This window comes from Streptomyces sp. NBC_01439 (assembly GCF_036227605.1).
GTDB lineage: Bacteria > Actinomycetota > Actinomycetes > Streptomycetales > Streptomycetaceae > Streptomyces.
This window is the reverse complement of the sequence record NZ_CP109487.1, coordinates 3,903,391-3,929,043: the sequence shown is the minus strand read 5'-3', so window position 1 is coordinate 3,929,043 and position 25,653 is coordinate 3,903,391. Positions and strand designations below refer to the sequence as shown.

The 25,653-nt window shown below is 72.3% G+C and carries 26 protein-coding genes; 13 read left to right on the top strand and 13 right to left on the bottom strand.

Annotation, left to right across the window (positions count from 1 at the left end):
• Positions 1-40: 40 nt before the first annotated feature.
• From mmpB to OG207_RS17150, 3 genes are all read right to left on the bottom strand, one after another.
• On the bottom strand, positions 41-175 hold the full coding sequence (mmpB, locus tag OG207_RS17160) for a morphogenic membrane protein MmpB (protein ID WP_263411711.1): 135 nt from the start codon (positions 173-175) through the stop codon (positions 41-43).
• A 79-nt stretch (positions 176-254) separates the two neighbouring features.
• A complete protein-coding gene (locus tag OG207_RS17155; protein ID WP_329099406.1) occupies positions 255-464 on the bottom strand; it encodes an acyl-CoA carboxylase epsilon subunit in 210 nt (69 codons plus the stop codon).
• A gap of 18 nt (positions 465-482) precedes the next feature.
• A complete protein-coding gene (locus OG207_RS17150) occupies positions 483-2,075 on the bottom strand; it encodes an acyl-CoA carboxylase subunit beta (RefSeq protein ID WP_329099405.1) in 1,593 nt (530 codons plus the stop codon).
• 131 nt (positions 2,076-2,206) lie between these two features.
• Between OG207_RS17150 and OG207_RS17145 the strand changes: the two genes are divergently transcribed.
• From OG207_RS17145 to hutH, 5 genes are all read left to right on the top strand, one after another.
• Complete coding sequence (locus OG207_RS17145; RefSeq protein ID WP_327383599.1) at positions 2,207-3,073, top strand: biotin--[acetyl-CoA-carboxylase] ligase; 867 nt, start codon at positions 2,207-2,209, stop codon at positions 3,071-3,073.
• Between the two features lie 196 nt (positions 3,074-3,269).
• Positions 3,270-4,433 (top strand): adenylate/guanylate cyclase domain-containing protein, encoded by a 1,164-nt coding sequence (locus OG207_RS17140; protein ID WP_329099404.1) that lies wholly within the window; start codon positions 3,270-3,272, stop codon positions 4,431-4,433.
• A 24-nt stretch (positions 4,434-4,457) separates the two neighbouring features.
• The gene (locus OG207_RS17135; protein ID WP_329099403.1) at positions 4,458-5,261 is read left to right on the top strand and encodes an enoyl-CoA hydratase/isomerase family protein; all 804 of its coding nucleotides are present in this window, start codon (positions 4,458-4,460) and stop codon (positions 5,259-5,261) included.
• A gap of 212 nt (positions 5,262-5,473) precedes the next feature.
• On the top strand, positions 5,474-6,589 hold the full coding sequence (locus OG207_RS17130) for a GGDEF domain-containing protein (RefSeq protein ID WP_329099402.1): 1,116 nt from the start codon (positions 5,474-5,476) through the stop codon (positions 6,587-6,589).
• 107 nt (positions 6,590-6,696) lie between these two features.
• Entirely contained in the window at positions 6,697-8,238 is a 1,542-nt protein-coding gene (hutH, locus tag OG207_RS17125; protein ID WP_030712401.1) for a histidine ammonia-lyase, read from the top strand.
• A gap of 80 nt (positions 8,239-8,318) precedes the next feature.
• On the opposite strand, the gene OG207_RS17120 is transcribed toward hutH, so the two are convergent.
• Entirely contained in the window at positions 8,319-8,681 is a 363-nt protein-coding gene (locus OG207_RS17120) for a hypothetical protein (RefSeq protein ID WP_329099401.1), read from the bottom strand.
• A gap of 164 nt (positions 8,682-8,845) precedes the next feature.
• Here OG207_RS17120 and OG207_RS17115 point away from each other — a divergent pair, with 164 nt between their 5' ends.
• The 3 genes from OG207_RS17115 to OG207_RS17105 all read left to right on the top strand — a co-directional run bounded on the left by OG207_RS17115 (position 8,846) and on the right by OG207_RS17105 (position 11,633).
• On the top strand, positions 8,846-9,130 hold the full coding sequence (locus OG207_RS17115) for a hypothetical protein (protein ID WP_244290766.1): 285 nt from the start codon (positions 8,846-8,848) through the stop codon (positions 9,128-9,130).
• A gap of 134 nt (positions 9,131-9,264) precedes the next feature.
• Complete coding sequence (locus OG207_RS17110; protein ID WP_329099400.1) at positions 9,265-10,530, top strand: L,D-transpeptidase; 1,266 nt, start codon at positions 9,265-9,267, stop codon at positions 10,528-10,530.
• Positions 10,531-10,673: 143 nt separating this feature from the next.
• Positions 10,674-11,633: a GNAT family N-acetyltransferase gene (locus OG207_RS17105; protein ID WP_329099399.1), complete on the top strand. Its 960-nt coding sequence runs from the start codon at positions 10,674-10,676 to the stop codon at positions 11,631-11,633.
• 60 nt (positions 11,634-11,693) lie between these two features.
• Here the strand turns inward: OG207_RS17105 and OG207_RS17100 are convergent, their stop codons facing one another.
• Positions 11,694-12,605 (bottom strand): helix-turn-helix transcriptional regulator, encoded by a 912-nt coding sequence (locus tag OG207_RS17100; protein WP_329099398.1) that lies wholly within the window; start codon positions 12,603-12,605, stop codon positions 11,694-11,696.
• A 164-nt stretch (positions 12,606-12,769) separates the two neighbouring features.
• On the opposite strand from OG207_RS17100, the gene OG207_RS17095 reads away from it, so the two are divergent.
• Positions 12,770-13,861: an NAD(P)-dependent alcohol dehydrogenase gene (locus tag OG207_RS17095; protein ID WP_329099397.1), complete on the top strand. Its 1,092-nt coding sequence runs from the start codon at positions 12,770-12,772 to the stop codon at positions 13,859-13,861.
• Between the two features lie 66 nt (positions 13,862-13,927).
• Here OG207_RS17095 and OG207_RS17090 read toward each other — a convergent pair whose 3' ends face one another.
• The 5 genes from OG207_RS17090 to OG207_RS17070 all read right to left on the bottom strand — a co-directional run bounded on the left by OG207_RS17090 (position 13,928) and on the right by OG207_RS17070 (position 19,311).
• Positions 13,928-14,527 (bottom strand): DUF3885 domain-containing protein, encoded by a 600-nt coding sequence (locus tag OG207_RS17090; RefSeq protein ID WP_329099396.1) that lies wholly within the window; start codon positions 14,525-14,527, stop codon positions 13,928-13,930.
• A complete protein-coding gene (msrA, locus tag OG207_RS17085) occupies positions 14,524-15,192 on the bottom strand; it encodes a peptide-methionine (S)-S-oxide reductase MsrA (RefSeq protein ID WP_030011412.1) in 669 nt (222 codons plus the stop codon). Before msrA ends, OG207_RS17090 begins: the two co-directional genes overlap by 4 nt.
• A 73-nt stretch (positions 15,193-15,265) precedes the next feature.
• Positions 15,266-16,426 (bottom strand): hypothetical protein, encoded by a 1,161-nt coding sequence (locus OG207_RS17080; RefSeq protein ID WP_329099395.1) that lies wholly within the window; start codon positions 16,424-16,426, stop codon positions 15,266-15,268.
• A complete protein-coding gene (locus OG207_RS17075; protein WP_402695464.1) occupies positions 16,423-18,000 on the bottom strand; it encodes a M48 family metallopeptidase in 1,578 nt (525 codons plus the stop codon). The genes OG207_RS17080 and OG207_RS17075 overlap by 4 nt, the downstream gene beginning before the upstream one ends.
• A gap of 204 nt (positions 18,001-18,204) precedes the next feature.
• Complete coding sequence (locus OG207_RS17070) at positions 18,205-19,311, bottom strand: hypothetical protein (RefSeq protein ID WP_329099393.1); 1,107 nt, start codon at positions 19,309-19,311, stop codon at positions 18,205-18,207.
• A 74-nt stretch (positions 19,312-19,385) separates the two neighbouring features.
• Here OG207_RS17070 and OG207_RS17065 point away from each other — a divergent pair, with 74 nt between their 5' ends.
• The gene (locus OG207_RS17065) at positions 19,386-20,543 is read left to right on the top strand and encodes a cystathionine gamma-synthase (RefSeq protein ID WP_189733055.1); all 1,158 of its coding nucleotides are present in this window, start codon (positions 19,386-19,388) and stop codon (positions 20,541-20,543) included.
• A gap of 265 nt (positions 20,544-20,808) precedes the next feature.
• Here the strand turns inward: OG207_RS17065 and OG207_RS17060 are convergent, their stop codons facing one another.
• From OG207_RS17060 to OG207_RS17050, 3 genes are read right to left on the bottom strand one after another with little or no spacing between them, the layout of a single operon-like run.
• Positions 20,809-21,063 (bottom strand): hypothetical protein, encoded by a 255-nt coding sequence (locus OG207_RS17060; protein WP_329099392.1) that lies wholly within the window; start codon positions 21,061-21,063, stop codon positions 20,809-20,811.
• Positions 21,060-21,488 carry a sigma factor-like helix-turn-helix DNA-binding protein gene (locus OG207_RS17055; protein WP_329099391.1) on the bottom strand — a complete coding sequence of 143 codons (429 nt, stop codon included), beginning with the start codon at positions 21,486-21,488 and terminating at the stop codon, positions 21,060-21,062. The genes OG207_RS17060 and OG207_RS17055 overlap by 4 nt, the downstream gene beginning before the upstream one ends.
• Before the next feature lie 57 nt (positions 21,489-21,545).
• The gene (locus OG207_RS17050) at positions 21,546-22,067 is read right to left on the bottom strand and encodes a MarR family winged helix-turn-helix transcriptional regulator (RefSeq protein ID WP_030009956.1); all 522 of its coding nucleotides are present in this window, start codon (positions 22,065-22,067) and stop codon (positions 21,546-21,548) included.
• A 173-nt stretch (positions 22,068-22,240) separates the two neighbouring features.
• Between OG207_RS17050 and ilvA the strand changes: the two genes are divergently transcribed.
• The 3 genes from ilvA to OG207_RS17035 all read left to right on the top strand — a co-directional run bounded on the left by ilvA (position 22,241) and on the right by OG207_RS17035 (position 25,572).
• Positions 22,241-23,473 (top strand): threonine ammonia-lyase, encoded by a 1,233-nt coding sequence (ilvA, locus tag OG207_RS17045; RefSeq protein ID WP_329099390.1) that lies wholly within the window; start codon positions 22,241-22,243, stop codon positions 23,471-23,473.
• 192 nt (positions 23,474-23,665) lie between these two features.
• On the top strand, positions 23,666-24,700 hold the full coding sequence (locus OG207_RS17040; protein ID WP_329099389.1) for an ATP-binding cassette domain-containing protein: 1,035 nt from the start codon (positions 23,666-23,668) through the stop codon (positions 24,698-24,700).
• The gene (locus OG207_RS17035) at positions 24,697-25,572 is read left to right on the top strand and encodes an ABC transporter permease (RefSeq protein ID WP_329099388.1); all 876 of its coding nucleotides are present in this window, start codon (positions 24,697-24,699) and stop codon (positions 25,570-25,572) included. Before OG207_RS17040 ends, OG207_RS17035 begins: the two co-directional genes overlap by 4 nt.
• Positions 25,573-25,653 lie beyond the last annotated feature (81 nt).

The following is a 25,653-nucleotide window of genomic DNA, read 5'->3' as shown; positions in this document are numbered from 1 at the left end:
AGGCCATCGTAGGCGCGGCCCGGACCCCCCGAACAGGGCGTTAGAAGTGGCCCACACCCAGGACGTACACCACCACGAGCATGGCGAGGGCGAGCACCAGGGTCAGCCGCCGGATCATCGCCTGCGCGTCGCGCATGTCCTTGGGCGGCTCGTTCTTCGGGTCGGACCAGAGCATGCCCCGATCCTGGCGCGGGAACGGCGGTGGCGCCTGAGTACGGGTACTCAGGCGCCACCATCCGTTCATACCGATCGGGCTACGCGGGCCAGTACGTACGGCCCCAGGCCCGCGGCCCCGGATGCGGAACCCGCCGCCGGGCCACCCGGGCCGGCGCCGACCACTCGTCCGCGACCGGCGGAGCGCCCGACGGCGCCACGGCCAGCGCCGCCGCGCGCGCTCGGACCACCGCCAGTGCGGCGGCCAGCTCCTCCGGGGTCGGGTTGCCCTTGACGACCTTGATCACCACAGAGTCCTCCTGGAGGGGCTAGAGCGGGATGTTGCCGTGCTTCTTCGGGGGCAGGGACTCCCGCTTGGTACGCAGCTGCCGCAGCCCCTTCACCACGTGCGCCCGGGTCTCGGACGGCATGGTCACCGCGTCGATGTACCCGCGCTCGGCCGCCGTGTACGGGTTGAGCAGCGCGTCCTCGTACTCGGCGATGAGCCGGGCCCGGGTCTCCTCCACCTCCTCGGGAGCGGCCTCCGCGAGGGTGCGGCGGTGCAGGATGTTCACCGCGCCCTGCGCGCCCATGACGGCGATCTGCGCGGTCGGCCAGGCCAGGTTCAGGTCCGCGCCGAGGTGCTTGGAGCCCATGACGTCGTACGCACCGCCGAAGGCCTTCCGGGTGATTACGGTGATCAGCGGAACGGTGGCCTCGGCGTACGCGTAGATCAGCTTGGCGCCGCGCCGGATGATTCCGTTGTACTCCTGGTCGGTGCCCGGAAGGAAGCCCGGGACGTCCACGAAGGTCAGCACCGGGATGTTGAAGGCGTCGCAGGTCCGTACGAACCGCGCCGCCTTCTCGGAGGCGTCGATGTCCAGGCAGCCGGCGAACTGCATCGGCTGGTTGGCGACGATGCCCACCGGGTGGCCCTCGACCCGGCCGAAGCCGGTCAGGATGTTCGGCGCGAAGAGCGCCTGCGTCTCCAGGAACTCCGCGTCGTCGAGCACGTGCTCGATCACGGTGTGCATGTCGTACGGCTGGTTGGCGCTGTCCGGGATCAGTACGTCGAGCTCGCGGTCGGCGTCGGAGACCTCGGTGTCCGCCTCGTCCGGGAAGGAGGGCGGCTCGGAGAGGTTGTTCGACGGCAGGTACGCGAGCAGTGACTTCACGTACTCGATGGCGTCCTTCTCGTCGCCCGCCATGTGGTGCGCGACGCCGGACGTGCTGTTGTGCGTGCGCGCCCCGCCCAGCTCCTCGAAGCCGACGTCCTCACCGGTGACCGTCTTGATGACGTCCGGGCCGGTGATGAACATGTGCGAGGTCTGGTCGACCATGACCGTGAAGTCGGTGATCGCGGGGGAGTACACGGCGCCGCCCGCGCAGGGCCCGACGATCAGGCTGATCTGCGGGATCACGCCGGAGGCGTGGACGTTGCGGCGGAAGATCTCGCCGTACATGCCCAGCGCGCTGACGCCCTCCTGGATGCGGGCGCCGCCGGAGTCGTTGATGCCGACGAGGGGGCATCCGGTCTTCAGCGCGAAGTCCATGACCTTCATGATCTTCTGGCCGTAAGTCTCGCCGAGGGCCCCGCCGAAGACGGTGAAGTCCTGCGAGAACACGGCCACCGGGCGGCCGTCCACCGTGCCGTAGCCGGTGACGACGCCGTCGCCGTAGGGCCGGGTCTTCTCCAGCCCGAAGTTGGTGGAGCGGTGCCGGGCGAACTCGTCGAGCTCGACGAAGGACCCCTCGTCCAACAGAAGGGCAACCCGCTCACGCGCCGTCAGCTTGCCCTTGGCGTGCTGCTTCTCCACGGCACGCGCGGACCCGGCGTGGGTGGCTTCGTCGATGCGGCGCTGCAGATCCGCGATCTTGCCCGCGGTGGTGTGCATGTCGATCGGCTCTGACGGATGTGACATCGGGGTCGCGGCTCCCTGCATGGTGTCAACTGCCTGGTCAATTGATTGACTACTGCTGGCTACTGGTGCGTAGCGTATCGGCGGGCATGGCGCTCGGCAGTGCGGCGTTTGACACACCTACTGTGGCTTGCATGACGCCATCAGATGCCTCAGCAGGTGCTTCCGCCGGTCGCTGGTCGAGCCTGGACCGGCCGCCCCTCAACGCCGCCGCCCTCCAAAGGGCCCTCGTCACCGGGGACGGGCTGTGGACCTCCGTGGAGGTCGTCGCCAGTACCGGGTCCACCAATACCGACCTTGCCACCCGGGCGGCGCAGTTGCCCGAGGGGGCCGTGCTCGTCGCCGAGGAGCAGAGCGCCGGGCGCGGGCGGCTGGACCGGAGCTGGGTCGCGCCCGCGCGGTCGGGGCTGTTCTTCTCGGTCCTGCTCAAGCCGGGCGACGCGGTGCCGCAGGAGCGGTGGGGGTGGCTGACCCTGCTGGCCGGGGTGGCCACCGCGACCGGGCTGTCCCGGGCGGCCGGCGTGGACACCGCCCTGAAGTGGCCCAACGACCTGCTGGTCACCGTGGACGGCGAGGAGCGCAAGACCGGCGGGATCCTCGCCGAGCGGGTCGAGGACGGCGTGGTCCTCGGGATCGGGCTCAACGTCACCCTGACCGAGGACGAGCTGCCGGTACCGGCAGCGGGGTCGCTGGCGCTGGCCAAGGCCTCCGTGACCGACCGGGACCCGCTGCTGCGGACCGTCCTGAGGTCCCTGGAGGAGTGGTACGGGAGGTGGCGCGCGGCCGGTGGCGACCCCGCGGCCAGCGGCCTCCAGGAGACCTACGCGGCGGGCTGCGCGACCCTGGGCCGGCACGTCCGCGCGGAACTGCCCGGTGGGCGCACCCTCACCGGAACGGCCGAAGCGGTGGACACCGATGGCCGCCTGGTGATCCGCACGGCCGAGGACCGGCACGAGACGGTGGGCGCGGGCGACGTCATCCACCTGCGTTCCGTGCACTGACAGGGGGAGCGGGTGCCGGGTGCGGCGCCGTGCCGGGGCCGCCGCCCCGGACCCCGCACCCAGGTCGCGGGCGGGCCGGAAGCGGGGAGGGGGAGTGAGCTACGGCACACCTGCCGTATGGTTTAGGCGATCCCGGTGCTCGTGGTGATCAACCGGTTCGCAGGGCAGTGCGCACGGAATGGACAGGAGGCGGCCCTTGACCGTCGACGACCCTACGTCCAGCGCGTCCGCCGGTGGCGGCTCCGCGTCCGGCCCGGGCACCCCGATCGGCCGTGACCAGCACACCCCGCACCACGAGGTCGACCACACGGTCCAGCCGACGGCGGATCCGCTCGCCATCCGGCTGGAGCAGCTGATCCTCGGTGCCGAGCGCCGGTACACCCCGTTCCAGGCCGCCCGGAGCGCGGGCGTGTCCATGGAGCTGGCTTCGCGCTTCTGGCGGGCCATGGGCTTCGCCGACATCGGGCAGGCCCGGGCGCTGACCGAGGCCGACGTGCTGGCCCTGCGCCGGCTCGCCGGCCTGGTGGAGGCCGGGCTGCTGTCCGAGCCGATGGCCGTGCAGGTGGCGCGGTCCACAGGGCAGACCACCGCCCGGCTGGCGGAGTGGCAGATCGACTCGTTCCTGGAGGGGCTGACGGAGCCGCCGGAGCCGGGCATGACCCGTACGGAGGTCACGTACCCCCTGGTCGAGCTTCTGCTGCCCGAGCTGGAGGAGTTCCTCGTCTACGTGTGGCGGCGCCAGCTGGCGGCCGCGACCGGGCGCGTGGTGCAGGTGGCCGACGACGACGAGATGGTCGACCGGCGGCTCGCGGTGGGCTTCGCCGACCTGGTGGGCTTCACGCGCCTGACCCGGCGGCTGGAGGAGGAGGAGCTCGGCGAGCTGGTCGAGTCCTTCGAGACGACCGCGGCGGACCTGGTGGCCGCGTACGGCGGCCGGCTGATCAAGACCCTCGGTGACGAGGTGCTGTACTGCGCCGACGACGCGGCGACGGCGGCGGAGATCGCGCTGCGGCTGATCGAGACGATGGAGCTCGACCCGCAGATGCCCGAGCTGCGGGTCGGGATCGCCTTCGGCACGGTGACCACCCGGATGGGCGATGTCTTCGGGACCACGGTGAACCTGGCCAGCCGGCTGACGTCCATAGCTCCCAAGGACGCGGTGCTGGTGGACGGGGCGATGGCCGAGGAGCTCTCCCGGACCGGGGCCGCCCCGGTGTCGGAGAAGGAGGCCGAGACGGCGCCCGACGAGGGTGCGTCCTACCGGTTCGCGCTCCAGCCGATGTGGCAGCGGCCGGTGCGCGGCCTCGGCGTCGTGGAGCCCTGGTCGCTGACGCGCAGGAAGCCTAAGATCCCCCGGTAACGTTCGTTAACCGGGAGGGTTCCTATGGCGTCCGAGTCCGCATTCGAGTCGGAATTCGTGGCGGTGCGCCGCCACGAGGGCGGGGTCGCGGAGCTGGCCCTGGACCGCCCCAAGGCGATGAACGCGGTGTCGACCGCGATGGCCCGCGCCCTCGGGGCGGCCTGTGCCGAGCTGGCCGCCGACCGGTCCGTGCGCGTGGTCGTGCTCTCCTCGACGTCCGAGCGCGCCTTCTGCGTCGGCGCGGACCTCAAGGAGCGGAACTCCTTCTCGGACACCGAGCTGGTCCGGCAGCGGCCGACCACGCGGGGGGCGTACGGGGGCGTGCTGGCGCTGCCGATGCCCACGGTCGCGGCGGTGCACGGGTTCGCCCTGGGTGGCGGCTTCGAGCTGGCCCTGGCCTGCGACGTGATCGTCGCCGACGAGACCGCGGTGGTGGGCCTGCCCGAGGTCTCGGTGGGCGTGATCCCCGGTGGCGGGGGCACGCAGCTGCTGCCGCGCCGGGTGGGTGCGGCACGGGCCGCGGAACTGATCTTCACGGCGCGCCGGGTCGAGGCGGCCGAGGCGCTGTCCCTGGGGCTGGTGGACTCGGTGGTCCCCGCCGGCCAGGACACGGCGCAGGCGCTGGAGCTGGCGTCCCGGATGGCGGCGAACTCCCCGGTGGGCCTGCGGGCGGCCAAGCGGGCGCTGCGGCTGGGGCACGGGATGGACCTGGAGGCCGGTCTGGAGATCGAGGACGCGGCCTGGCGGACGGTGGCCTTCTCGGGCGACCGGGTGGAGGGCGTCGCGGCGTTCAACGAGAAGCGCAAGCCGAACTGGCCGGGGGAGTAGCCGGCGGGGCGGAGCCGGACGGAGTCGGACGGAGCCGGACGGAGTCGGGGCGGAGTCGGGCTGGTGTCGGCCTGGTGTCCGGGCGGCGGTCGGGCGGCGTCCGGAGGTCGCCCGCGTCCCGCCGGCGCCGCCCATCACCCTTGGTGATCTTGGTGGTGCCGAAAGCCGCGCCAATTGTCTCCAAATCTGACAAAAGTCCCTAGCCTGGGGTGATGGGAGTTGACGGGCGGCTACGAGCCGTTGTGGGACTCGCCCAGGCGATGGCCGCGGCCTGCGCGCCGCGGGACAGCGTGCGGGCGGCCGCGCGGGGGGCGCGCGTGGCGCTGGACGGCTCGTTCGCCGCGATCTCCGCGTGGGAACGGGAGCGGGGGCGCCTGCGGGTGCTCGTGAACGAGGGCGAGCGGCGGGCGGGCGAGGAGGAGTTCCCCGAGGACGAGTCCTACCCCGTACACGACTTCCCCGAGATCACCGAGTTCCTGCACGAGGTCTGGGTGGGCGGCGGCGGCCCGCACGCCTGGGTCGAGAGCGCCGTGGGCGACCGGCCGGGGCGGCGCGGGGAGGCCCTGCGCCGACGCGGCCGCGGGACCTGCGTGGTCGCGCCCATCGTGCTCAGTGGTCGCGCCTGGGGAGAGCTGTACGTCGCCCGGGACGAAGGGTTGCCCGACTTCGACGAGGACGACGCCGATTTCGCCACCGTGCTCGCCGCCGTGGTCGCGGCCGGGCTCGCGCAGAACGAGCGGCTGGAGGAGGCCCGGCGACTCGCCTTCACCGACCCGCTGACCGGGCTCGCGAACCGGCGGGCGGTCGACATGCGGCTCGACGAGGCCCTGGAGGAACACCGGCGGACCGGGGCGGTCGTCAGCCTCGTCGTCTGCGACCTGAACGGGCTGAAGGCGGTCAACGACACCCTCGGCCACGCCATGGGGGACCGGCTCCTGGAGCGGTTCGGGTCGGTCCTGAGCCTGTGCGGGGCGATGTTGCCCGGATCGCTGGTGGCCCGTCTCGGCGGCGACGAGTTCTGCCTGGTCGGGGTCGGCCCGACGGCCGACGAGATCGTGCGCGTCACCGAAGAGGTGTGCACCCGGGCGGCGGAGCTGGAGCTGGGCGAAGGGGTGGCCTGCGGCGTGGCCTCCACCGGGGATCCGATCGGGCTGGTGAAGTCCTCCCGGCGGCTCTTTCGGCTCGCGGACGCCGCCCAGTACAAGGCGAAGGCCGCGCGCTCGCCGAAGCCGGTCGTGGCGGGCCGGGACACCGCGGTGGTCCGGCTCGCGGACGCCGCCGCAGCGGAGGCTCCCGGAGAGCGGCGCCGCTTCCGTGGCCGCCAGTGACCGGCGGCTCGCGGTACCAATGGGTAAGGGGCCCGCCCGCGTCGCGATCGTGACAACTTCGCCTAGTGACATGAAGCGATTCAATCCGTAGGGTGCTGAATATGGATATGCACACTGTCGTGGTGGGGACGTCCGGGACCACCGCCGAAGACGTCATCGCCGTAGCCCGCGGCAACGCACGCGTCGAGCTCTCCGCGGAGGCGCTGGACGCGCTCGCCCGGGCCCGCGAGATCGTCGACGCGCTCGCCGCCAAGCCCGAGCCCGTCTACGGCGTGTCCACCGGGTTCGGTGCGCTCGCCTCCCGGCACATCAGCCCCGAGCTGCGTGCCCAGCTCCAGCGCAACATCGTCCGCTCGCACGCCGCCGGCATGGGCCCGCGCGTCGAGCGGGAGGTCGTCCGCGCGCTGATGTTCCTCCGCCTCAAGACCGTCGCCTCCGGTCACACCGGCGTACGCCCCTCCGTCGCGCAGACCATGGCCGACGTGCTCAACGCCGGGATCACCCCGGTCGTCCACGAGTACGGATCCCTGGGCTGCTCCGGCGACCTCGCACCGCTGTCCCACTGCGCGCTCGCCCTCATGGGCGAGGGCGACGCCGAGGGCCCGGACGGCACCGTCCGCCCCGCCGGTGAACTCCTCGCCGAAGCCGGCATCGAGCCCGTCGTGCTCCGCGAGAAGGAGGGCCTCGCCCTCCTCAACGGCACCGACGGCATGCTCGGCATGCTGGTCATGGCCCTCGCCGACCTCGGCAAGCTCTACACCTCCGCCGACATCACCGCCGCCCTCACCCTGGAGGCGCTGCTCGGTACGGAGAAGGTGCTCCAGCCCGAGCTGCACGCCATCCGTCCGCACCCCGGGCAGGGTGCCTCCGCCGCGAACATGGCCGCCGTCCTGAAGGGCTCCGGGCTCGTCCGCCACTACCAGGAGGAGACCGCCCCGCGCGTCCAGGACGCCTACTCGGTGCGCTGCGCCCCGCAGGTCGCCGGCGCCGGCCGCGACACCATGGCGCACGCCGCCCTGGTGGCCTCCCGCGAGCTGGCCGCCGCCGTCGACAACCCGGTGGTGCTGCCCGACGGGCGCGTGGAGTCGAACGGCAACTTCCACGGCGCCCCGGTCGCCTACGTGCTGGACTTCCTCGCCATCGCGGCCGCCGACCTCGGTTCCATCGCCGAGCGCCGCACCGACCGGCTGCTCGACAAGAACCGCTCGCACGGCCTGCCGCCGTTCCTGGCGGACGACGCCGGCGTGGACTCCGGTCTGATGATCGCCCAGTACACGCAGGCCGCTCTGGTCAGCGAGATGAAGCGGCTCGCGGTGCCCGCCTCGGCCGACTCGATCCCCTCCTCCGCCATGCAGGAGGACCACGTCTCGATGGGCTGGTCGGCCGCGCGCAAGCTCCGTACCGCCGTCGACAACCTGACGCGGATCATCGCCATCGAGCTCTACGCGGCCACCCGCGCCATCGAGCTGCGTCACGGGCTGACCCCGGCCCCGGCCAGCCAGGCCGCGATCGCGGGCGCGCGTGCGGCGGGCGTGCAGGGCCCCGGGCCGGATCGTTTCCTCGCCCCTGACCTGGCCGCCGCCGACGAGTTCATCCGTACGGGAGGCCTCCTGGCCGCGGTGGAGCCGGTGACGGGCCCGCTCGCCTGACGGCGGGCCGCGCAACGCCGTGGGGCCGCCCCGGGACCAGGTCCCGGGGCGGCCCCACGGCGTTGCGCGCCCCTACGGCCCTACGCGGCGTGCGAGCGGCGGACCGAGAAGGCCACGAAGCCGGCCCCGACGCCGAGGAAGAGGGTGCCGCCCAGGAGATAGGGGGTGGTGTCCACGGACCCGGTGGCGGCGAGCAGGGGCTGTGGGCGCGAGGCCGGGCCGGAGGCCGTTCCCGTGATCGTCCCGGGGGCGTCAGAAGCGGAACCGGAGTCGGTGGAGCCGGTCGGGTCGGTGGCCTCCCGGGCGGCGTTCGCGCCCGCGGGCACGGCGGAACGGGTCTCCTCGACACCGGCCGAGGTGGCGCCCGCCGAGGGTACGAACCACAGGGCGGCGAGGAGGGTGGTCGCTCCGAGAGCGGTGAGCAGCGGTCGGCGTGCGGACACGGTGCGATCCCCCTTGTGGCAGCAGCGAATTGGCCGTGTGCGGTGATGCTACGGAAAGGGGCGGGTCGTGGGAAAGTCGGGGCTTCCGCGGGCTTACTCTCCGTCGTATGAACTCTTCTGAGACATCACGTTACGTACGACTTCGGGTTGATTTGGTGCTTGAGGTGCCCGACGTCCAGGCACTCACGGGAGCCGCGCTCGCGCACATCAAGGCCGACGAGTTCATGCCGGACGAGGAGCGCGGCCACGCCGAGTCCGCCGTCCGCGAGGACGAGTCGGAGGCCCTCGCCTACCTCGTCGACCCCACTGACCTGGTCGTGGACATCCCCGGGGTGGAGCTCGCCCAGGCCTCTTGGAGCAGTGAGCCCGTCGAATACGACCCCGAGTCCATGGAGTGGGACCTGGACGAGGAAGATGGGGACTTCGACGAGGAACCCGACAACGCCTGACCGTGTGGTGGACCACATCCCAACGGAATGTGGAACCGGCCGGCGCCGTTAACGCGTTGTCATGACCAGGCAGGGGGTGCACCCCCTGCCCGGCCCACCCCGGGGACGGCCAGCCTCCGGGGGATCCGGCAACGATGGAGTGGCGTGTGAGGACGGACAGTATGCGGCGGAACAGGTCCCTGGTGGCCATATCCGCCGTGCTCGGTGGGGTACTGATGCTCACGGCGTGCGGCGGCGGAGACGACGCGAAGCCGAAGGGCTCCGAGGCGAGCAAGGCCGCGGATGTCGACGCGGCGGCCGCCAAGGACACCTCCAAGGCCAAGATAACCATCACGCCGAAGGACGGGGCCACGAACGTCGGCCTCAACGACGCGGCCAACGTGGCCGTCGCCGACGGCACCCTCACCCTGGTCGAGCTGAAGACCAGCGAGGGCACGGCCGTGGCCGGCAAGATCGCGGCCGACGGCAAGAGCTGGAAGCCCGACGCCGCGCTGAAGCGCTCCACCAAGTACGCCCTGGCGGCGACCGCCAAGGACGCGGACGGCCGCGAGGCCCACGAGAACGCCTCCTTCACCACCATCTCCCCGGAGAACAGCTTCGTCGGCTCGTTCATCCCGGACGACGGCCAGACGGTCGGCGTGGGCATGCCGGTCTCGATCACCTTCAACAAGCCGATCCAGGACAAGAAGGCCGTCCAGGCGGCGATCTCGGTCAGCTCCAGCAGCGGCCAGGAAGTCGTCGGCCACTGGTTCAGCGCGCAGCGCCTGGACTTCCGCCCGGAGAAGTACTGGCAGGCGAACTCCACCGTCACCATGAAGCTGGCGCTGGAAGGCGTCCAGGGCGCTCCCGGCGTCCAGGGCGTCCAGAACAAGACCGTCACCTTCAAGATCGGTCGCAGCCAGACCTCCCAGGTCGACGTGAAGACCAAGAAGATGACGGTCACCCGGGACGGCGCGGTCATCAAGACCATCCCGATCTCGGCTGGCTCCCCGGACAACCCGACCTACAACGGTCAGATGGTGATCTCCGAGAAGTTCAAGGAGACCCGGATGGACGGCTCCACCGTCGGCTTCAAGGACAGCGAGGGCAAGGGCGAGTACGACATCAAGGACGTCCCGCACGCCATGCGCCTGTCCCAGTCCGGCACCTTCCTCCACGGCAACTACTGGGGAGCCGACTCGGTCTTCGGCAGCGCGAACACCAGCCACGGCTGCGTCGGCCTCAACGACGTCAAGGGCGCGGGTGACCCGAACCAGCCCGCCGCCTGGTTCTACGACAACTCGCTCATCGGCGACGTGGTCGAGGTGATCAACTCCCCGGACAAGACCATCAAGCCCGAGAACGGCCTCAACGGCTGGAACATGGGCTGGGCGGAGTGGAAGGCCGGCTCGGCCGCCTGACCTCCAGCACGCGCACGAAACACGGACGGCGGGGACCCCTCACGGGATCCCCGCCGTCCGTGTTTCGTGCGCGGCGCCGGGCCGGGGCGACGTGGCCGAAAAGCGCCCCGCGCCGGCCCCGGGGCGCGTCTAGTGTCGGCGACATGATGATCCACTCCCTCGACCTTCCTCCGTCCGACGACGCGATCGACGCCTGGCTGGCGGTGCTGACCGACGCCGCGGCCGCCGATCTGCCGCAGCTGCCCGTACCGTCCCGCAGGGAGGTTGTCGGGCGGCTGTCCGTCAGGCCGGCGCGCGGCCGGCCCGTGCTCTGGACGACGGACGGGGGCGCGGGCGTAGCGGCCCTGGTCCTGTTCACGGACGAGGGCAACACGCACACCGCGTTCCTGGACGTGCTGGCCGTACGGCCGCAGGAGCGGCGCCGGGGCGTGGGCACCGCCCTGTGGGAGCGGGTCCGCGAGGAACTGCTCGCGGACGGCCGGACCTCGGTCGCCACCCTGCTGGATCTGGGGGGACCGGGGCAGGCGTTCGCGGAGTCGCTGGGGTTCGCGAAGGTCCTGCCCATGACCTGGTACGAACAGGAACTCCCCGCCGACCGACCCGCGCAGGTCCCGGCTACCCCCGGATACGAGCTCGTCACGTGGCACGGCCTGGTCCCCGACGCCTGGGCGCCGGCCGCCGCCGCGGCCCACGAGGCGATGGAGGACGCGCCGAGCGGGGACATGGACGAGCGGATCCAGGCCTGGACGGCGCAGCGGCTGCACGCCGTGCAGCAAGTGATCATCGACCGGGGCGGAGAGCTGATCACGGTCGCAGCCGTGACCGGGGCCGGCGAGGTGGCGGCGTACACCGAACTCGTCCTGCCGGACCCCTCCGGCCCGCGCGCCCTCCAGTACGACACGGTGGTCGTCCCCGGCCACCGCGGCCACGGCCTCGGCCGCGCCGTGAAACTGCGCATGGCGGCCGACGCAGCCGCACGTCACCCGGCGCTGCGCCGCATCGCCACGACGGTGGCCGACGCGAACACCCAGATGCGGGCGGTGAACGAGTCCATCGGCTACCGGCGGGGGCGGGAGGCGGGCATCTTCCAGATCAAGCTGTAGCCGGATCCGGGACGCCGCCGACCGCGCCGGTCACCGTGCGGGCGAGCGCCCCACCGGTGGTTACGCCGAGCGCGCGGGCGCCTGCCCGGGGGCCTGTCCGGGCGCCTGCGCGGCCGGCGGCGCGGTCGACGGGGCCGACCACGACGCCAGCAGGCGCAGGGCGTCCGCCGACGGGGAGCCGGGGGCCGCGTGGAAGGTGACCAGCGACTGCGCCGGGTCGTCCGGGAGCCTCAGCGTCTCGAAGGACAGCCGCAGCTCACCCACGAGCGGGTGCCGCAGCACCTTCTCCCCGTGCGTCTTGCCCGCCACCGTGTGCGCCGCCCACAGCCGCCGAAACTCCTCGTTCTTCACCGACAGCTCCCCGACCAGCGCCGACAGCTGCTCGTCGTCCGGGTTCTGGCCGGCGTACATCCGCAGGTTGCTCACCACCTCGCACGCCCGGCACTCCCACTCCCCGTACAGCTCCGCCGTCGCCGGGTCCAGGAACACCAGCCGCACGAGGTTGCGCTCGGCGGCGGGCAGCGCCCCGAAGTCCCCGAAGACCGCGGCGGCCAGCCGGTTCCAGCCGATGACGTCCTGCCGGTGCCCCACCAGGTACGCCGGTACGCCGCACATCGCGTCCATCAGCGTGCGCAGCTCCGGCCGCACTTGCTGCGGGCGCCGGCTGTGGCGGCGCCGGTGCGCCTTCGGCCGCGCCAGGTCCATCAGGTGGGCCCGCTCGCTCCCGTCGAGGCGCAGGGCCCGCGCGAGCGCGTCCAGGACCTCCACCGACACGTTGTGCCCGTCGCGCTGTTCCAGCCGCGTGTAGTACGCGACCGACACACCCGCCAGCTGCGCCAGCTCCTCCCGGCGCAGCCCGGGCACGCGCCGGCGGCGCCCGTGGTCGGGCAGGCCCACGTCCTCGGGGCGCAGCCGCGCACGGCGGGAGCGGAGGAACTCGCCGAGGCAGGCTCGCTGATCAAGCTGGTCCATTCCGCAAGTATCCCCGGGCGGTGCGCCGGGGGGCAGCCGTGAGCCTGACCCCGCCAGGGGTAGGTTCGCCGGTCGTAGGCAGGACAGGGGGATGGCTGTCCGTCGCACGGACCGGCAGCGTGGGGGTTACCGCAGAGGCACGACCCCGTTCGAGGAGCACCCCCATGTCCGTCACCCACGCCACCCAGGGCACGCAGGCCACCCAGGCCACGCAGGGCACGCAGGTCGCCGCGTACGCCGCCCCCGCCGCCAAGGCCCCGCTGGAGCGCACCACCATCACGCGCCGTCCCGTCGGCGAGCACGACGTCCTCATCGACATCAAGTACTCCGGCATCTGCCACTCCGACATCCACCAGGTGCGCGACGGCTGGGGCGAGGGCATCTACCCGATGGTCCCCGGCCACGAGATCGCCGGTGTCGTCTCCGAAGTCGGTGCGGCCGTCACCCGGTTCTCCGTCGGGGACCGGGTGGGCGTCGGCTGCTTCGTCGACTCCTGCCGCACCTGCGCGTACTGCCTGCGCGGCCAGGAGCAGTACTGCGCCGAGGGCATGACCGGCACCTACAACGCCCTCGACCGGAGCGGCGAGCCCACGTACGGCGGCTACTCCACCCACCTCGTCGTCGACGAGAAGTACACCGTCCGCATCCCCGACGGTCTCGCCCTCGACGTCGCCGCCCCGCTGCTCTGCGCCGGCATCACCCTCTACTCCCCGCTCAAGCACTGGCAGGCGGGACCCGGCAAGCAGGTCGCGGTCGTCGGCCTCGGCGGCCTCGGCCACATCGGCGTGAAGATCGCGCACGCGCTCGGCGCGGAGGTCACCGTCCTGTCGCAGACCCTGCGCAAGAAGGAGGACGGCCTGAAGCTGGGCGCCTCCCACTTCTACGCCACCGGCGACGAGGCCACCTTCGAGGAACTGGCCGGCCGCTTCGACCTGATCCTGTCCACCGTCTCCGCGCCGCTCGGCCTGGACGCCTACCTGGGCCTGCTGAAGGTCGACGGCGCGCTGGTGAACGTCGGCGCTCCGGAGGAGCCCGTGGCGCTCAACCTCTTCTCCGTCATCGCCGGCCGCAAGACCCTCGCCGGATCGATGATCGGCGGGATCGCCGAGACCCAGGAGATGCTGGACTTCTGCGCCGAGCACGGACTGGGCGCGGAGATCGAGCTGATCGCCGCCGGGCAGATCAACGAGGCGTACGAGCGGGTGCTGGCGAGCGACGTGCGCTACCGCTTCGTGATCGACGCGTCGACGATCTGACCCCGGGACGGGACGCGGCGGGCGGGGCGGCCGGCGGCCGGCTGGAGTCACCCGTTCCGCGCGGCCTCAGTACCCCTTGGGGTGCGCGGACAGCCAGTCGGAGTGCCGCCCGCGCATCAGGTCCCGCTCCTGCCGCGTGGCGAGGACGACATCGGCGCCGCCGTCGTACGGGTGGTGGATGCGGGTGAGGTCCGGGTCCGTCACGAAGATGCCGGGCAGCGTGTCGTCCGCGACGGCGCGCAGAAGCGGGTCGAGGCAGCCGCGCCGCCAGCGGCGACGGTCGGCGTAGAAGTACCAGCGCGTGTGGAAGGCCGGATCCGGGTCGTCGGCGTCGTCCAGGGTCGTCCACAGCGTGCCCTCCGGGTGGAGGGCAGCGCGGCGTGCCGAGTGGGCCGTCGGCTCGGACGGGTCGGCCCAGTCCGTGGTTACCACGTACGCTTCGCCGCCCGCGAAGAGCTCGTCCAGAACCGTGTTGTACCGGTCCAGGAGCACCGCGTACTCCGCCTCGCCGTCCGGGTAGCGCTTTGACTCCGGCAGGCTGTGGAAACGCACCCACCGGTCGGCGTACACGGTCTTCAGCTCGTGCGGCAGCAGCGGGCCGGGCGGCCTGTGCCGCTGCCACACACGGGTCAACCCAGCGTGCGCGGGGTCGACGGGGGCGCTCACGCCCCGGGGGCCTTCGCCACACCGATCGGGCAGGACACGCCCGTGCCGCCGATGCCGCAGTAGCCGCCCGGGTTCTTGTCCAGGTACTGCTGGTGGTGTGCTTCCGCGGGCCAGAAGGGGCGCTCCGCCGCCGGCAGCACCGCCGTGGTGATCGGTCCGTAGCCCGAGGAGGCCAGGACCTGCTGGTAGGCCGTGCGGGAGGCCTCCGCCGTCGCCTGCTGGTCGGGGGAGTGGGTGTAGACCGCCGAGCGGTACTGGGTGCCGACGTCGTTGCCCTGGCGGAAGCCCTGGGTGGGGTCGTGGGACTCCCAGAACAGCTTCAGTAGCGCCGCGTAGGAGACCTGCGACGGGTCGAAGACCACGCGGACCACCTCGGTGTGGCCGGTCAGACCCGAGCAGACCTCCTCGTAGGTCGGATTCTCGGTGAAGCCGCCCTGGTAGCCGGCCAGCGTGGTCCACACCCCGGGGGTCTGCCAGAACTTGCGCTCCGCACCCCAGAAACAGCCCAGACCGAAGTCGGCGACTTCCAGGTGCGCGGGGTAGGGGCCGGACAGCGGGTTGCCCAGCACGGTGTGCCGGTCGGGCACGGCGAACAGCGGCTCCGCGCGGCCCGTCAGGGCCTCCTCGCGGGTGGGGAGCTCGGGCGTACGGCGGTACGAGAACATGGATTCCCTCCTTGTGGGAGTGACAACGTGCGGAGGGCGGGCCGGGATTCCCCGACCCGCCCTCCGCCCGCCGTTACGGCTCCAGACCCGGCGTGACCACGCGCACCGCCCAGTCCCGGGCGTGCACGTAGCGGGACTTCGGCCAGTAGCGCCAGGGCATCGCCCCGATGTGTCCGTCGATGTGGCGGAACTGCTCGACCGCCTCCGCGTCCCGGTCCTGCCAGAACAGGAACCACGCGAGCGGGTGGCGCAGCCGGATCGACCGCCGGTCGTTCGGATCGGCCGCCGCCAGGTCGACGAGGGCCGCATCGACCGCCGCGAGGACCTCGGGCTCCTTGAAGAAGGTCTCCGGCTTGAGGTCCGACTCGTGCAGCTCCTGCTCGACGAAGGCGATGAGCGGCAGCACGGACAGCAGCTCACCCGGCTCGGCCCCGGCGGCGCACTCGCGGGCGAAGGCGAGCGCCCGCTCGTGCGAGCCGCGCCACTTCTGGCTCCAGTACTGCATGGCGTTCGTGTGGGCCGACAGGTTCTTCGGGTCGCGCTTGATGATCTGCGACCACAGCTGCTGGTACTCCTCGTGCGAGTAGCCCAGGCCCTGGCTGATGGACTGCTCCACCATGTACGGAACCGGGTCCGCGGGGTCCGCCAGCCGCTGGGCCTCCCGCGCCTGCTCCTGCGCCTTGAGCAGCAGCTCGCGGAAGATCCGGAACTGCTCCTGGGTGGTGTGGCTGGCCCGCGCCGAGCCCCGCACGTTCCACGCGACAAGGACGCCCGTGTCCGCGTTCACCAGCGCTGCGGACGGGTCCGACGGCCTGGCCGCGCGCCAGGCCAGCAGCCAGGCGTCGTCCTCGGCAGCCAGCTCGGACAGGGGGCGCATGCGCTGCCAGCGCTCCTCCCAGTCCTGCCCGGCCGCCTCCAGATAGGCCGCGGCCGCTTCCCAGTCGCCGCCCTTGACCGCCGCGACGGCGGCGGTCTCCTCGGGCGACACGGGCCACGCGTTGTCCGTGTCGAGCTCGTCCTCCGGCACGAAGCCCAGCGCGACGACCGCTGCGGCCTGCTCGGCCTTCCGCTTCGCCTTGATGGAGGACGTTTCGGCGTTCGTGGCCTCGGTCCGGCCCTCGATGACGGCGATCTCGGCCTCCAGCCGCTTCGCCTTGCGGATGAAGTAGACGCCGCGCAGGACCTTGAACGCGCCGAACAGCAGCACGGCGCCCAGGATGTAGAGGCCGATCACGGGGCAAGCACCAGCTTTCGCAGGGGTTCGGTGTCGGGCAGGTCGGCGACGGCCGCGTCCAGGGCGGCGCCCAGGCGGTCCTGGAAGCCGTCGGCCGGGTAGCTCAGCGAGGCCGACTCGGACCAGGACAGCTGCCAGCGGGCGGCGCCGCGCGCCGTCAGCTCGACGGTGACCAGCTGGTTCAGCGTGCGCCGGACCACCGGGCGGGCGAACTCGCGGGCCGTGCGGCCGGTGGCGGCCTGCGCCTCCTCGGACTTCGGGAACCGGTCGGCGATGCGCCAGCGCACCGCCGGGTCGGCGTCGAACGCGTCGAGCACGGCATCGAGCCCGGGGCCGGCGCCCTCGGCGGCGAAGGCCTCGCGGATGTCCTCCGCGCCCTCACCGACGTACTTGGTCATGGACTCGTGGACGAGGTCCGCCCAGTCGACCCGCTTGAGCGCGAGCGCCTCCGGGCTGAGGACGGCCGGCTCCAGCGCGGCCAGCGCCGCGTCGGCGTCGGCCAGCAGCTCCAGGGCCGGCCGGGTGGCCTGACCGCCGCGGCCGTCGTCGGGCAGGGCCTCGATGCGGGCCACGCGCTCGGCGAGCGCGGGGTGGGAGTCGTAGGGGGAGGCGGGCTCGGTCGACAGTTCCTCGCGCAGCTCGTCCAGGTCGGCCGAGCGCGCCGCCAGGAGCCGGCGCAGGCCGCCGAAGACCTCGCCCGGCTGGGGCAGCAGGCCGGCATTGACGCCGAGGGTGGCGTAGGAGCCCATGTAGAAGTTGTGCGCCGAGCCGAGGGCGTTCAGCTCGCGGAGCGCGGACGCGGCGGAGTCGCGGCCGGCGACCCGGACCGAGGCGAGGTCGGCGGCGAGTTCCTGGCGGCGGGAGGTGGAAAGGGTGGCGCGCATGTAGAAGTTGCCGTACGCGATGTAGATCTTGGCCATGGCGCGGTACATCGCACCCTCGCCCGTGGTGTCGACGCCCTTGGCCTTCTTGCCCTTGGCGATCCGCTTCTCGTCCTTGCGCTCCTGCTTGGCGCGCTCCTTGGCCACCTTCTTGTCGGCACGGTCGTGGAAGTAGCCGATGGTGCGGATCAGCTGGCCGCGGCCACGGGCGATCAGCGGGGTCAGGCGCGTGTCGAAGTTGGCGTAGTGGCCCATCTCGTGGGCGAGCACCGCGCGCAGCTGCATCTCGTCCAGGCCCGTCATCAACGGCAGGCCGACGTAGAGGCGGCGGGTGCCGGGCCGCAGGCCCAGCAGCTTGGCGTCCTCCTCGACGGCCGCGTTCACCTCGTCGATCAGCACGATCTCGTCGGGAGCGCGGGTGCCGACCTGCTGCGCGATGTCGCGTACGACCGCCCACAGTTCGGGCTCCTGCGCCTCGCTGACCGTGATGCCGGCCAGGGGCTCGTCCTTCGGGGTGCGCAGCATGAACAGGCCGCGCACGATCGGGACGGCGAGGACGACGGAGACCAGCAGCAGCTTGAACACGATCGGGCCGTGCAGCGTGGTGACGACGGCGTAGTCGATGCCGCCGAGGGCGGCCAACAGGAACACGCCGAGCAGGTAGAAGCCTGCGAGCAGGACGAGAGCGCGCAAGGCGCGCAGTGAAGCGCCCATATGGACAGATCCCCCCACGGGATGAAGATGGTGCTGAAGCAGGTGGCACAGGTGGCAGGGCAGAAGGCCGCCACCGCCGCATCATGCGGCCTGTGATTACTTACGGCAACTTTATTGGCCGAAGCTTCGGTCCATCCCGTGGGGCGGGGGCCGCGGCGGGGCACTCCGCGACCCACCCGTACGCTACTGCGCCAGCGTCGCCGGCGACCCGCCGTTGGCCTCGTACCCCGCCACCGCCAACGCCCGGTGCACCGCGTACGCGGCGGCCGGGTTCGGCGCCTGCGTCCACGGCAGCGCGCCCACGTAACCGTCCACGTGCCGCACCTGCTGCATGGCCTCCGCCCACCGCTCCATGCAGACCAGGAACATCAGCAGCATGTGCCGCACGTGCGCCACCATCGGGTCGTCCTGCCGCGCCGTGTGCACCGCGTACAGCGCGCCCTCCACCGCCCGCGTGACGACCGCGCCCCGGAAGAAGCTCGGGCTCAGCACGATGTCCGGCTGGTTCTCGTGCAGCGCGAACAGCGGCAGGGCCGCCAGCAGCGATCCCTGCGGGGCCCGCGCCGCGGCCGCGTGCGCGAAGGCGTCGGCCTGCTCCCGCGAGCCGTGCCACTGCGCACCCCAGTAGTGCAGCGCCGCGAGATGGGCGCCCATGTGGCCCGGGGCCCGGTCCATGACCTTCGCCCACAGCTCGTCGAACTCCGCCTCCGGGTACGCAAGTCCGCGCGCGATCGCCAGCTCCGTGATGTACGGGACCGGGTCCTCAGGGGCCAGCAGCGCGGCCTTGCGGCACGCTTCCCGGGCCTCCTCCAGGATGATCCGGTGGTCCTCCGAGCCGACCCCGCCCGAGTGCCGCCACGCCTGCTGCACCAGCAGTTCCGCGTGCACCTGCGCGCCGCCCGGGTCCTCATCGGCCTCCAGCCGCCACGCCTTCAGCCACTGTGCGCCCGTCCCGGGCTGCGCCATCAGTTCCAGGGCCGCGGCCCCGCCGAGGGCCTGCACGCGCTGCCAGCGCCGCTCGCCCTCCCGCGGGGTCCCGGCGAGCAGCTGCGAGGCCGCCTGCCATCCGCCGGTGCGGCGCACGTTGTCGAGGGCGGCCATCAGGTCCTGGTCGGGCCCGGGGAGGCGGACGTCCAGCTCTTCCTCCCGGTCGAATCCGTAGTTCGCCGGGTCGGCGGCGTCGGGGCTGGTCGGCGAGACCAGGCGAATGGCACCGCGCCGGCGCCGTATGTACGGACTGAGCACGAGCATGATCAAGAGCATCCCGAACACCACCCACAAAATCTCCATGCTTCCAGCGAACCAGACCGAGGGGGGAGCAGGCCAATAGGGGGCCCGGTACCGGGCGGGCATAGCATCGGACCATGAGCGACGACAGCCACGAGCACCAGAGCTTCGAGACCCGCGCGATCCACGCGGGCAATACGGCGGACCCGCTGACCGGCGCGGTCGTGCCCCCGATCTACCAGGTTTCCACCTACAAGCAGGACGGCGTCGGAGGGCTCCGCGGCGGCTACGAGTACAGCCGCAGCGCCAACCCGACCCGGACCGCGCTGGAGGAGAACCTCGCGGCCCTGGAGGGCGGCCGCCGCGGTCTCGCCTTCGCGTCCGGACTCGCCGCCGAGGACTGCCTGCTGCGTACGCTGCTCGCCCCGGGCGACCACGTGGTCATCCCGAACGACGCGTACGGTGGAACGTTCCGCCTCTTCGCGAAGGTCGTCTCCCGCTGGGGCGTGGAGTGGTCGGTGGCCGACACCTCCGACCCCGAGTCGGTACGGGCGGCCCTCACCCCGAAGACGAAGGTCATCTGGGTCGAGACCCCCTCCAACCCGCTGCTCGGCATCACCGACATCGCCGTGGTCGCCGACATCGCGCGCTCGGCCGGCGCCAAGCTGGTCGTGGACAACACCTTCGCCTCGCCGTACCTCCAGCAGCCCCTGGCGCTGGGCGCGGACGTCGTCGTGCACTCGCTGACCAAGTACATGGGCGGGCACTCCGACGTGGTCGGCGGCGCGCTGGTCGCCGCGGACGCGGCGCTGGGCGAGGAGCTGGCCTACCACCAGAACGCGATGGGCGCGGTGGCCGGGCCGTTCGACTCCTGGGTCGTGCTGCGGGGCATCAAGACCCTGGCCGTGCGCATGGATCGGCACGCGGAGAACGCGGGCAAGATCGTCGAGCTGCTCAAGCGCCACCCGAAGGTCACCAAGGTCCTCTACCCGGGCCTGCCCGAGCACCCGGGTCACGAGGTCGCGGCCAAGCAGATGCGCAACTTCGGCGGCATGATCTCCTTCCAGGTCGCCGGTGGCGAGGAAGAGGCGGTCGCGGTCTGCGGCCGCACCAAGATCTTCACCCTGGCCGAGTCCCTGGGCGGCGTCGAGTCCCTGATCGAGCACCCGGGCCGCATGACGCACGCGTCGGTGGCCGGCTCGGCCCTGGAGGTCCCGGCGGACCTGATCCGCCTGTCGGTCGGCATCGAGAACGCCGATGACCTCGTGGCGGACCTGACCCAGGCCCTGGGCTAGTCCTGCCCCCCCGCCGGGCCCCACCGGGGCCCGGCGCCCCCTCCCGGCTCCTGACGGGCCAGGTCCAGCCTCGCCGGCGTTTGAGGCGCGGGTCCGGGCGGAGCCCGGTGCCCGGCGGAGCCGGGTTCCTGGGGCTCCGCCCCAGACCCCGCGCCTCAAACGCCGGCGAGGCTGGGGTGGGCTCGGCGGAGCAGGGAAGGGGCCGGTGGGGCTGGGGTGGGCTCGGCGGAGCCGGAATCGCTCGGCGCCGCCGGGTGGGGTGGGGTTACCAGCCTTGGAGGGGTGGGGAGACTCCGCTCGGCGGGGTGAGCCAGGGGCGGGTCAGGGAGGCCCACACCACGAAGGCCACCGCGGCAGCGAAGAGCACGGCCCAGCCGAACCGCCGCAGCGCCCGCCGCCGGCGCAGCAGCCGGTCGCCCCGGGCCGCGGCACCCGCCGCGAGCCCCGCCGGCACCGGCGGGTACGGGCCCTCCAGGAGCCTTTTGACCTGGGCTTCCTTCCGGTCCGGGAGTCCGCTCACGCCGCCTCCCGGTTCCTCAGCGCGTCCACGGCCCGGTTGCACAGCACCCGTACCCGCTCCACCGGCATCCCGAGCTGCGCCGCCGTGACCTCCTCCGCGACCCCTTCGTAGAGCCGCAGGACGAGTACGAGCCGCTCCGGTGGGCTCAGCACCGCCAGCACCCCGGCCCCTGCGCCACCGTGATGGCGCCAGCCGGTCCGGGCGAAGGCCGTGCACAGGTCCTGGCGGGTGAAGTCGTACGGGTCGTCCCCGCGCAGGCGCCGCCAGTTCGCATACGTGCGGGCCAGCGCGCCCGCCAACAGCCGCCGGGCCGACTCCGGTTCACCGGTCAGCAGGACCGCGACATGCAGGAGACGCCCGGCCGCACCCGCGACGAAGGCCTCGAACTCCGCGTAGGAGCCCGCCTGTTGATCAACCGCCCGCATAGTCCACATAGTGCGGGCAGCGGGGCCGCTCAGGTCAAGAGGCCGGACCGACTCCGCTCAGGAGGCGGGACCGGCTTCGGCCACGGCCGCCATCAGTTCCGACAGCGACAGGTTGAAGCGCGTCAGCAGACCGGTGAAGGACTCCCGCTCGCCCTCGCTCCAGCCCTCCGTCACCCGCGCCATCAGCTCGCGCCGCGAGGAGCGGACCTCCTCCAACCGGGCCAGCCCCCGCGGGGACAGCGCGAGCACCACGGCCCGCCCGTCCTCGGGGTGCGAGGTCCGCTTGACCAGACCGCTGTCGACCAGCGGCGCGACCTGTCGGGTCACCGTGGAGGAGTCGATCCCCATACCGCCGGCGAGCGCCTTCACGCCCATCGGGCCCTCCAGGTCGAGCCGGTTCAGCAGCAGGTAGGCGGCGCGGTCCATCGAGTTGCGGGCCTGGCCCACACCGCCCAGACGGGTCTGCTCGGCACGGCGGGCGAAGACCGCCACCTGGTGCTGGAGCGCGTCGAGGAGACCGGCTCCGGCGGGCGCGTCCGGCGCCGCGGGCAGATCGGAATTGGCCGGGGTGGAAGGCATGGCCGTGGGCTCTCTTCGCGTGGGTCCGACAAGGATGGGGGACAGAGTACGCGGCCGTGCGGCGGCTCGTACGCCTCGTACGAGAACTGGTACGGCCGGTTCGGGCTCCCGCCCCGCAGGTGTCCCGGATGGCGAGATATCGCCCCTCCCGTGCGCCCTGCGAGACTGGCGGCATGAACTACCGCGTGCCCCAGCCCGTCCCCCAGGTCATCCTCGACGACGTCCGGGGGGCCCAGAAGATGCTGTCCGGCGTCTCGCGGGTCACCGCCATGGAGGGCAGCCGGCACCTCTCCGCACTCACCGGCTCCCCGGTCCACCTCAAGTGCGAGAACCTCCAGCGCACCGGCTCCTTCAAGCTCCGCGGCGCCTACGTGCGCATCGCCGGCCTGCGCCCGGAGCAGCGGGCCGCCGGTGTCGTCGCCGCGAGCGCGGGCAACCACGCGCAGGGCGTGGCGCTGGCCTCCTCCCTCCTCGGGGTCCGCTCGACCGTGTTCATGCCGGTCGGGGCGCCGCTGCCGAAGGTGGCCGCGACCCAGGAGTACGGCGCCGACGTGCGCCTGCATGGGCAGGTCGTCGACGAGACCTTCCTGGCCGCCCAGGAGTACGCGGACCGCACCGGCGCGGTGTTCATCCACCCCTTCGACCACCGCGACATCATCGCGGGCCAGGGCACGGTCGGCCTGGAGATCCTGGAGCAGTGCCCGGAGGTGCGGACCATCCTCGTCGGGATCGGCGGCGGCGGACTCGCGGCCGGTGTCGCGGTCGCCGTGAAGGCACTGCGGCCGGACGTGCGGGTCATCGGGGTGCAGGCGGCGGGCGCGGCCGCCTACCCGCCCTCGCTCAAGGCCGGACATCCGATCTCGATCGACGAGCCGAACACGATGGCCGACGGGATCAAGGTCGGCCGCCCCGGAGACATCCCCTTCCACATCATCGGCGAGCTCGTCGACGACGTGCGCACGGTCTCCGAGGACGCCCTCTCCAGCGCCCTGCTGCTCTGCCTGGAGCGGGCCAAGCTGGTGGTCGAACCGGCCGGGTGCAGCACGGTCGCGGCCCTGCTCAGCGAGCCCGAACTGTACGGCGGCGGCCCGGTGGTGGCCGTCCTGTCCGGCGGCAACGTCGATCCCCTGCTGCTCCAGCGGATCCTGCGGCACGGCATGGCGGCGGCGGGCCGCTACCTCTCCCTGCGGTTGCGCGTGGCCGACCGGCCGGGCGCCCTGGCCGGGCTCCTGGCGGTGTTGTCAGTGGTGGATGCGAACGTGTTGGACGTGAGCCACGTGCGGACGGACCCGCGGCTGGGGCTCACGGAGGTGGAGGTGGAGCTGCAGCTGGAGACGAAGGGCCCGGAGCACTGCGCCGAAGTCGCGCGTTCCCTGCACGCCGCGGGATACAAGGTGATGAGCTAGGGAGGCATCCCTGGCCGTCCGCGGTCGTGCTGCGGCCGTCCGCGGTCGTGCCTTTGCCGCGCGCCCTGCCGTATCCGACCGCCCGGACATCCCCCGTTCGGCCGAGCAGGACCTGCTCGGCACTCATAGGATTTGCGTAGAAATGCCCTGAATATCCTGATTCTACTGGCCCGATCCACTGGGAGAATCCCTATGCCAGGCGCTATCTACGCCGAAGGTCTGGTCAAGACCTTCGGCGATGTACGGGCTCTCGACGGCGTGGACCTCGACGTTCCCGAAGGCACCGTCCTGGGTCTGCTCGGCCCGAACGGTGCGGGCAAGACCACGACCGTACGCGTCCTGACCACCCTCCTGCGGCCCGACAGCGGCAAGGCCGTCGTCGCCGGCATGGACGTGCTCAGCCACCCCAACGAAGTCCGCCGCGCCATCGGCCTCTCCGGCCAGTTCGCGGCCGTCGACGAGTACCTGACCGGCCGCGAGAACCTCCAGATGGTCGGCCAGCTCTACCAGATGAAGGCCAGGGCGGCCAAAGCCCGGGCCACCGAACTCCTCGAACGCTTCAACCTCTCCGACGCCGCGGACCGCACGGCCAAGACGTACTCCGGCGGCATGCGCAGGCGCCTGGACCTCGCGGCCGCCCTCGTCGTCAGCCCGCCCGTGATGTTCATGGACGAGCCGACCACCGGGCTCGACCCCCGGAACCGCCAGCAGCTGTGGGGCATCATCCAGGAACTGGTCGCCGGCGGCACCACCCTGCTCCTCACCACCCAGTACCTGGAGGAGGCCGACCACCTCGCGCACGACATCTGCGTGGTCGACCACGGCAAGGTCATCGCCCGCGGCACCTCCGACCAGCTCAAGGCCCGTACCGGCGGCGAGCGAGTGGAGGTCGTCGTCCACGAGCGGCAGCACATCGCCACCGCGCGCGAAGTGCTCGCCGGCTTCGGCAAGGGCGAGACCACGGTCGAGGAGCACACCCGCAAGCTGACCGTGCCCGTGTCCGGCGGCGCCAAGCTGCTCGCCGAGGTCATCCGCGAACTCGACGGCCGGGGCATCGAGATCGACGACATAGGCCTGCGCCGCCCCACCCTCGACGACGTGTTCATCTCCCTGACCGGGCACGCCGCCGAACGGGACGCCGAGGAGAACGGCGACGAGAGCGGCGCCGCGCCGGCCGGTCCCGGTACCAAGGGCCGCAAGGCGGCCCGCAAGGAGGCGGCGAAGTGACCCTCACCTCCCCGACCCCGGGCGCTTCCCCGCACCGCGAACTCGCGGCGCCCCGTCCGCGCGGCGGCGTCGTCCAGAGCGTGAACGACTCCCTCGTGATCGCCAAGCGCAACCTGATCCGGATGTCCCGGATCCCCGAGATGATTATCTTCGGCGTGATCCAGCCGGTGATGTTCGTCGTCCTGTTCAGCTACGTCTTCGGCGGCTCGATCAGCGTCGGCGGCAGCACCTCACCCGCCGCCTACCGCGAGTTCCTGATGGCGGGCATCTTCGCCCAGACCGTCACCTTCGCCACCGCCGGCGCGGGCGCGGGCATCGCGGACGACATGCACAAGGGCCTGATCGACCGCTTCCGCTCGCTGCCCATGGCGCGCGGCGCGGTCCTCACCGGCCGCACCCTCGCAGACCTCGTCCAGACCACGTTCACCCTGATCATCCTGGCGATCGTGGCCCTCCTCGTCGGCTGGCGCACCCACACCAGCCTCGGCGAGGTCCTCGCCGGCTTCGGCCTGCTGCTCCTGCTCGGCTACGCCTTCTCCTGGATCGGCGCCCTGATCGGTCTGTCGGTGCGCACCCCCGAGGCGGCCACGTCGGGCGGGCTGATCTGGCTCTTCCCCTTGACGTTCATCTCGAACGCCTTCGTTCCGGCCGAGAACATGCCGCCGTTCCTGCGCACCATCGCGGAGTGGAACCCGTTCAGCGCCACCGTGCAGGCGGCCCGCGAGCTCTTCGGGAACCTTCCGGAGGGCTATCCGGTCCCGGACGCCTGGCCGATGCAGCACCCGATCACGGCGTCCATCCTCTGGTCGGTGCTGATCGTCGTGGTCTTCCGGTCCCTGTCGGTGCGCAAGTACCGCTCGGCGACCGCGTAGGACCCGTACGGACGCCGGACGCCGGGCACGCCGGGCGCCCGTACCGACAACAACGCGCGATGCCCGGCCGGAAGGGTCCGG

What these genes read in the sequence shown, in the direction of transcription:
- OG207_RS17145 (WP_327383599.1), top strand. Translation starts at nt 2,207, where the DNA reads ATGACGCCATCAGATGCCTCAGCAGGTGCTTCCGCCGGTCGCTGGTCG.
- hutH (WP_030712401.1), top strand. Translation starts at nt 6,697, where the DNA reads ATGCACACTGTCGTGGTGGGGACGTCCGGGACCACCGCCGAAGACGTC.
- OG207_RS17055 (WP_329099391.1), bottom strand. Translation starts at nt 21,488, where the DNA reads ATGCGGGCGGTTGATCAACAGGCGGGCTCCTACGCGGAGTTCGAGGCC.
- OG207_RS17135 (WP_329099403.1), top strand. Translation starts at nt 4,458, where the DNA reads ATGGCGTCCGAGTCCGCATTCGAGTCGGAATTCGTGGCGGTGCGCCGC.
- msrA (WP_030011412.1), bottom strand. Translation starts at nt 15,192, where the DNA reads ATGTTCTCGTACCGCCGTACGCCCGAGCTCCCCACCCGCGAGGAGGCC.
- mmpB (WP_263411711.1), bottom strand. Translation starts at nt 175, where the DNA reads ATGCTCTGGTCCGACCCGAAGAACGAGCCGCCCAAGGACATGCGCGAC.
- OG207_RS17130 (WP_329099402.1), top strand. Translation starts at nt 5,474, where the DNA reads ATGGGAGTTGACGGGCGGCTACGAGCCGTTGTGGGACTCGCCCAGGCG.
- ilvA (WP_329099390.1), top strand. Translation starts at nt 22,241, where the DNA reads ATGAACTACCGCGTGCCCCAGCCCGTCCCCCAGGTCATCCTCGACGAC.
- OG207_RS17150 (WP_329099405.1), bottom strand. Translation starts at nt 2,075, where the DNA reads ATGTCACATCCGTCAGAGCCGATCGACATGCACACCACCGCGGGCAAG.
- OG207_RS17100 (WP_329099398.1), bottom strand. Translation starts at nt 12,605, where the DNA reads ATGGACCAGCTTGATCAGCGAGCCTGCCTCGGCGAGTTCCTCCGCTCC.
- OG207_RS17105 (WP_329099399.1), top strand. Translation starts at nt 10,674, where the DNA reads ATGATGATCCACTCCCTCGACCTTCCTCCGTCCGACGACGCGATCGAC.
- OG207_RS17065 (WP_189733055.1), top strand. Translation starts at nt 19,386, where the DNA reads ATGAGCGACGACAGCCACGAGCACCAGAGCTTCGAGACCCGCGCGATC.
- OG207_RS17110 (WP_329099400.1), top strand. Translation starts at nt 9,265, where the DNA reads ATGGAGTGGCGTGTGAGGACGGACAGTATGCGGCGGAACAGGTCCCTG.
- OG207_RS17050 (WP_030009956.1), bottom strand. Translation starts at nt 22,067, where the DNA reads ATGCCTTCCACCCCGGCCAATTCCGATCTGCCCGCGGCGCCGGACGCG.
- OG207_RS17095 (WP_329099397.1), top strand. Translation starts at nt 12,770, where the DNA reads ATGTCCGTCACCCACGCCACCCAGGGCACGCAGGCCACCCAGGCCACG.
- OG207_RS17070 (WP_329099393.1), bottom strand. Translation starts at nt 19,311, where the DNA reads ATGGAGATTTTGTGGGTGGTGTTCGGGATGCTCTTGATCATGCTCGTG.
- OG207_RS17040 (WP_329099389.1), top strand. Translation starts at nt 23,666, where the DNA reads ATGCCAGGCGCTATCTACGCCGAAGGTCTGGTCAAGACCTTCGGCGAT.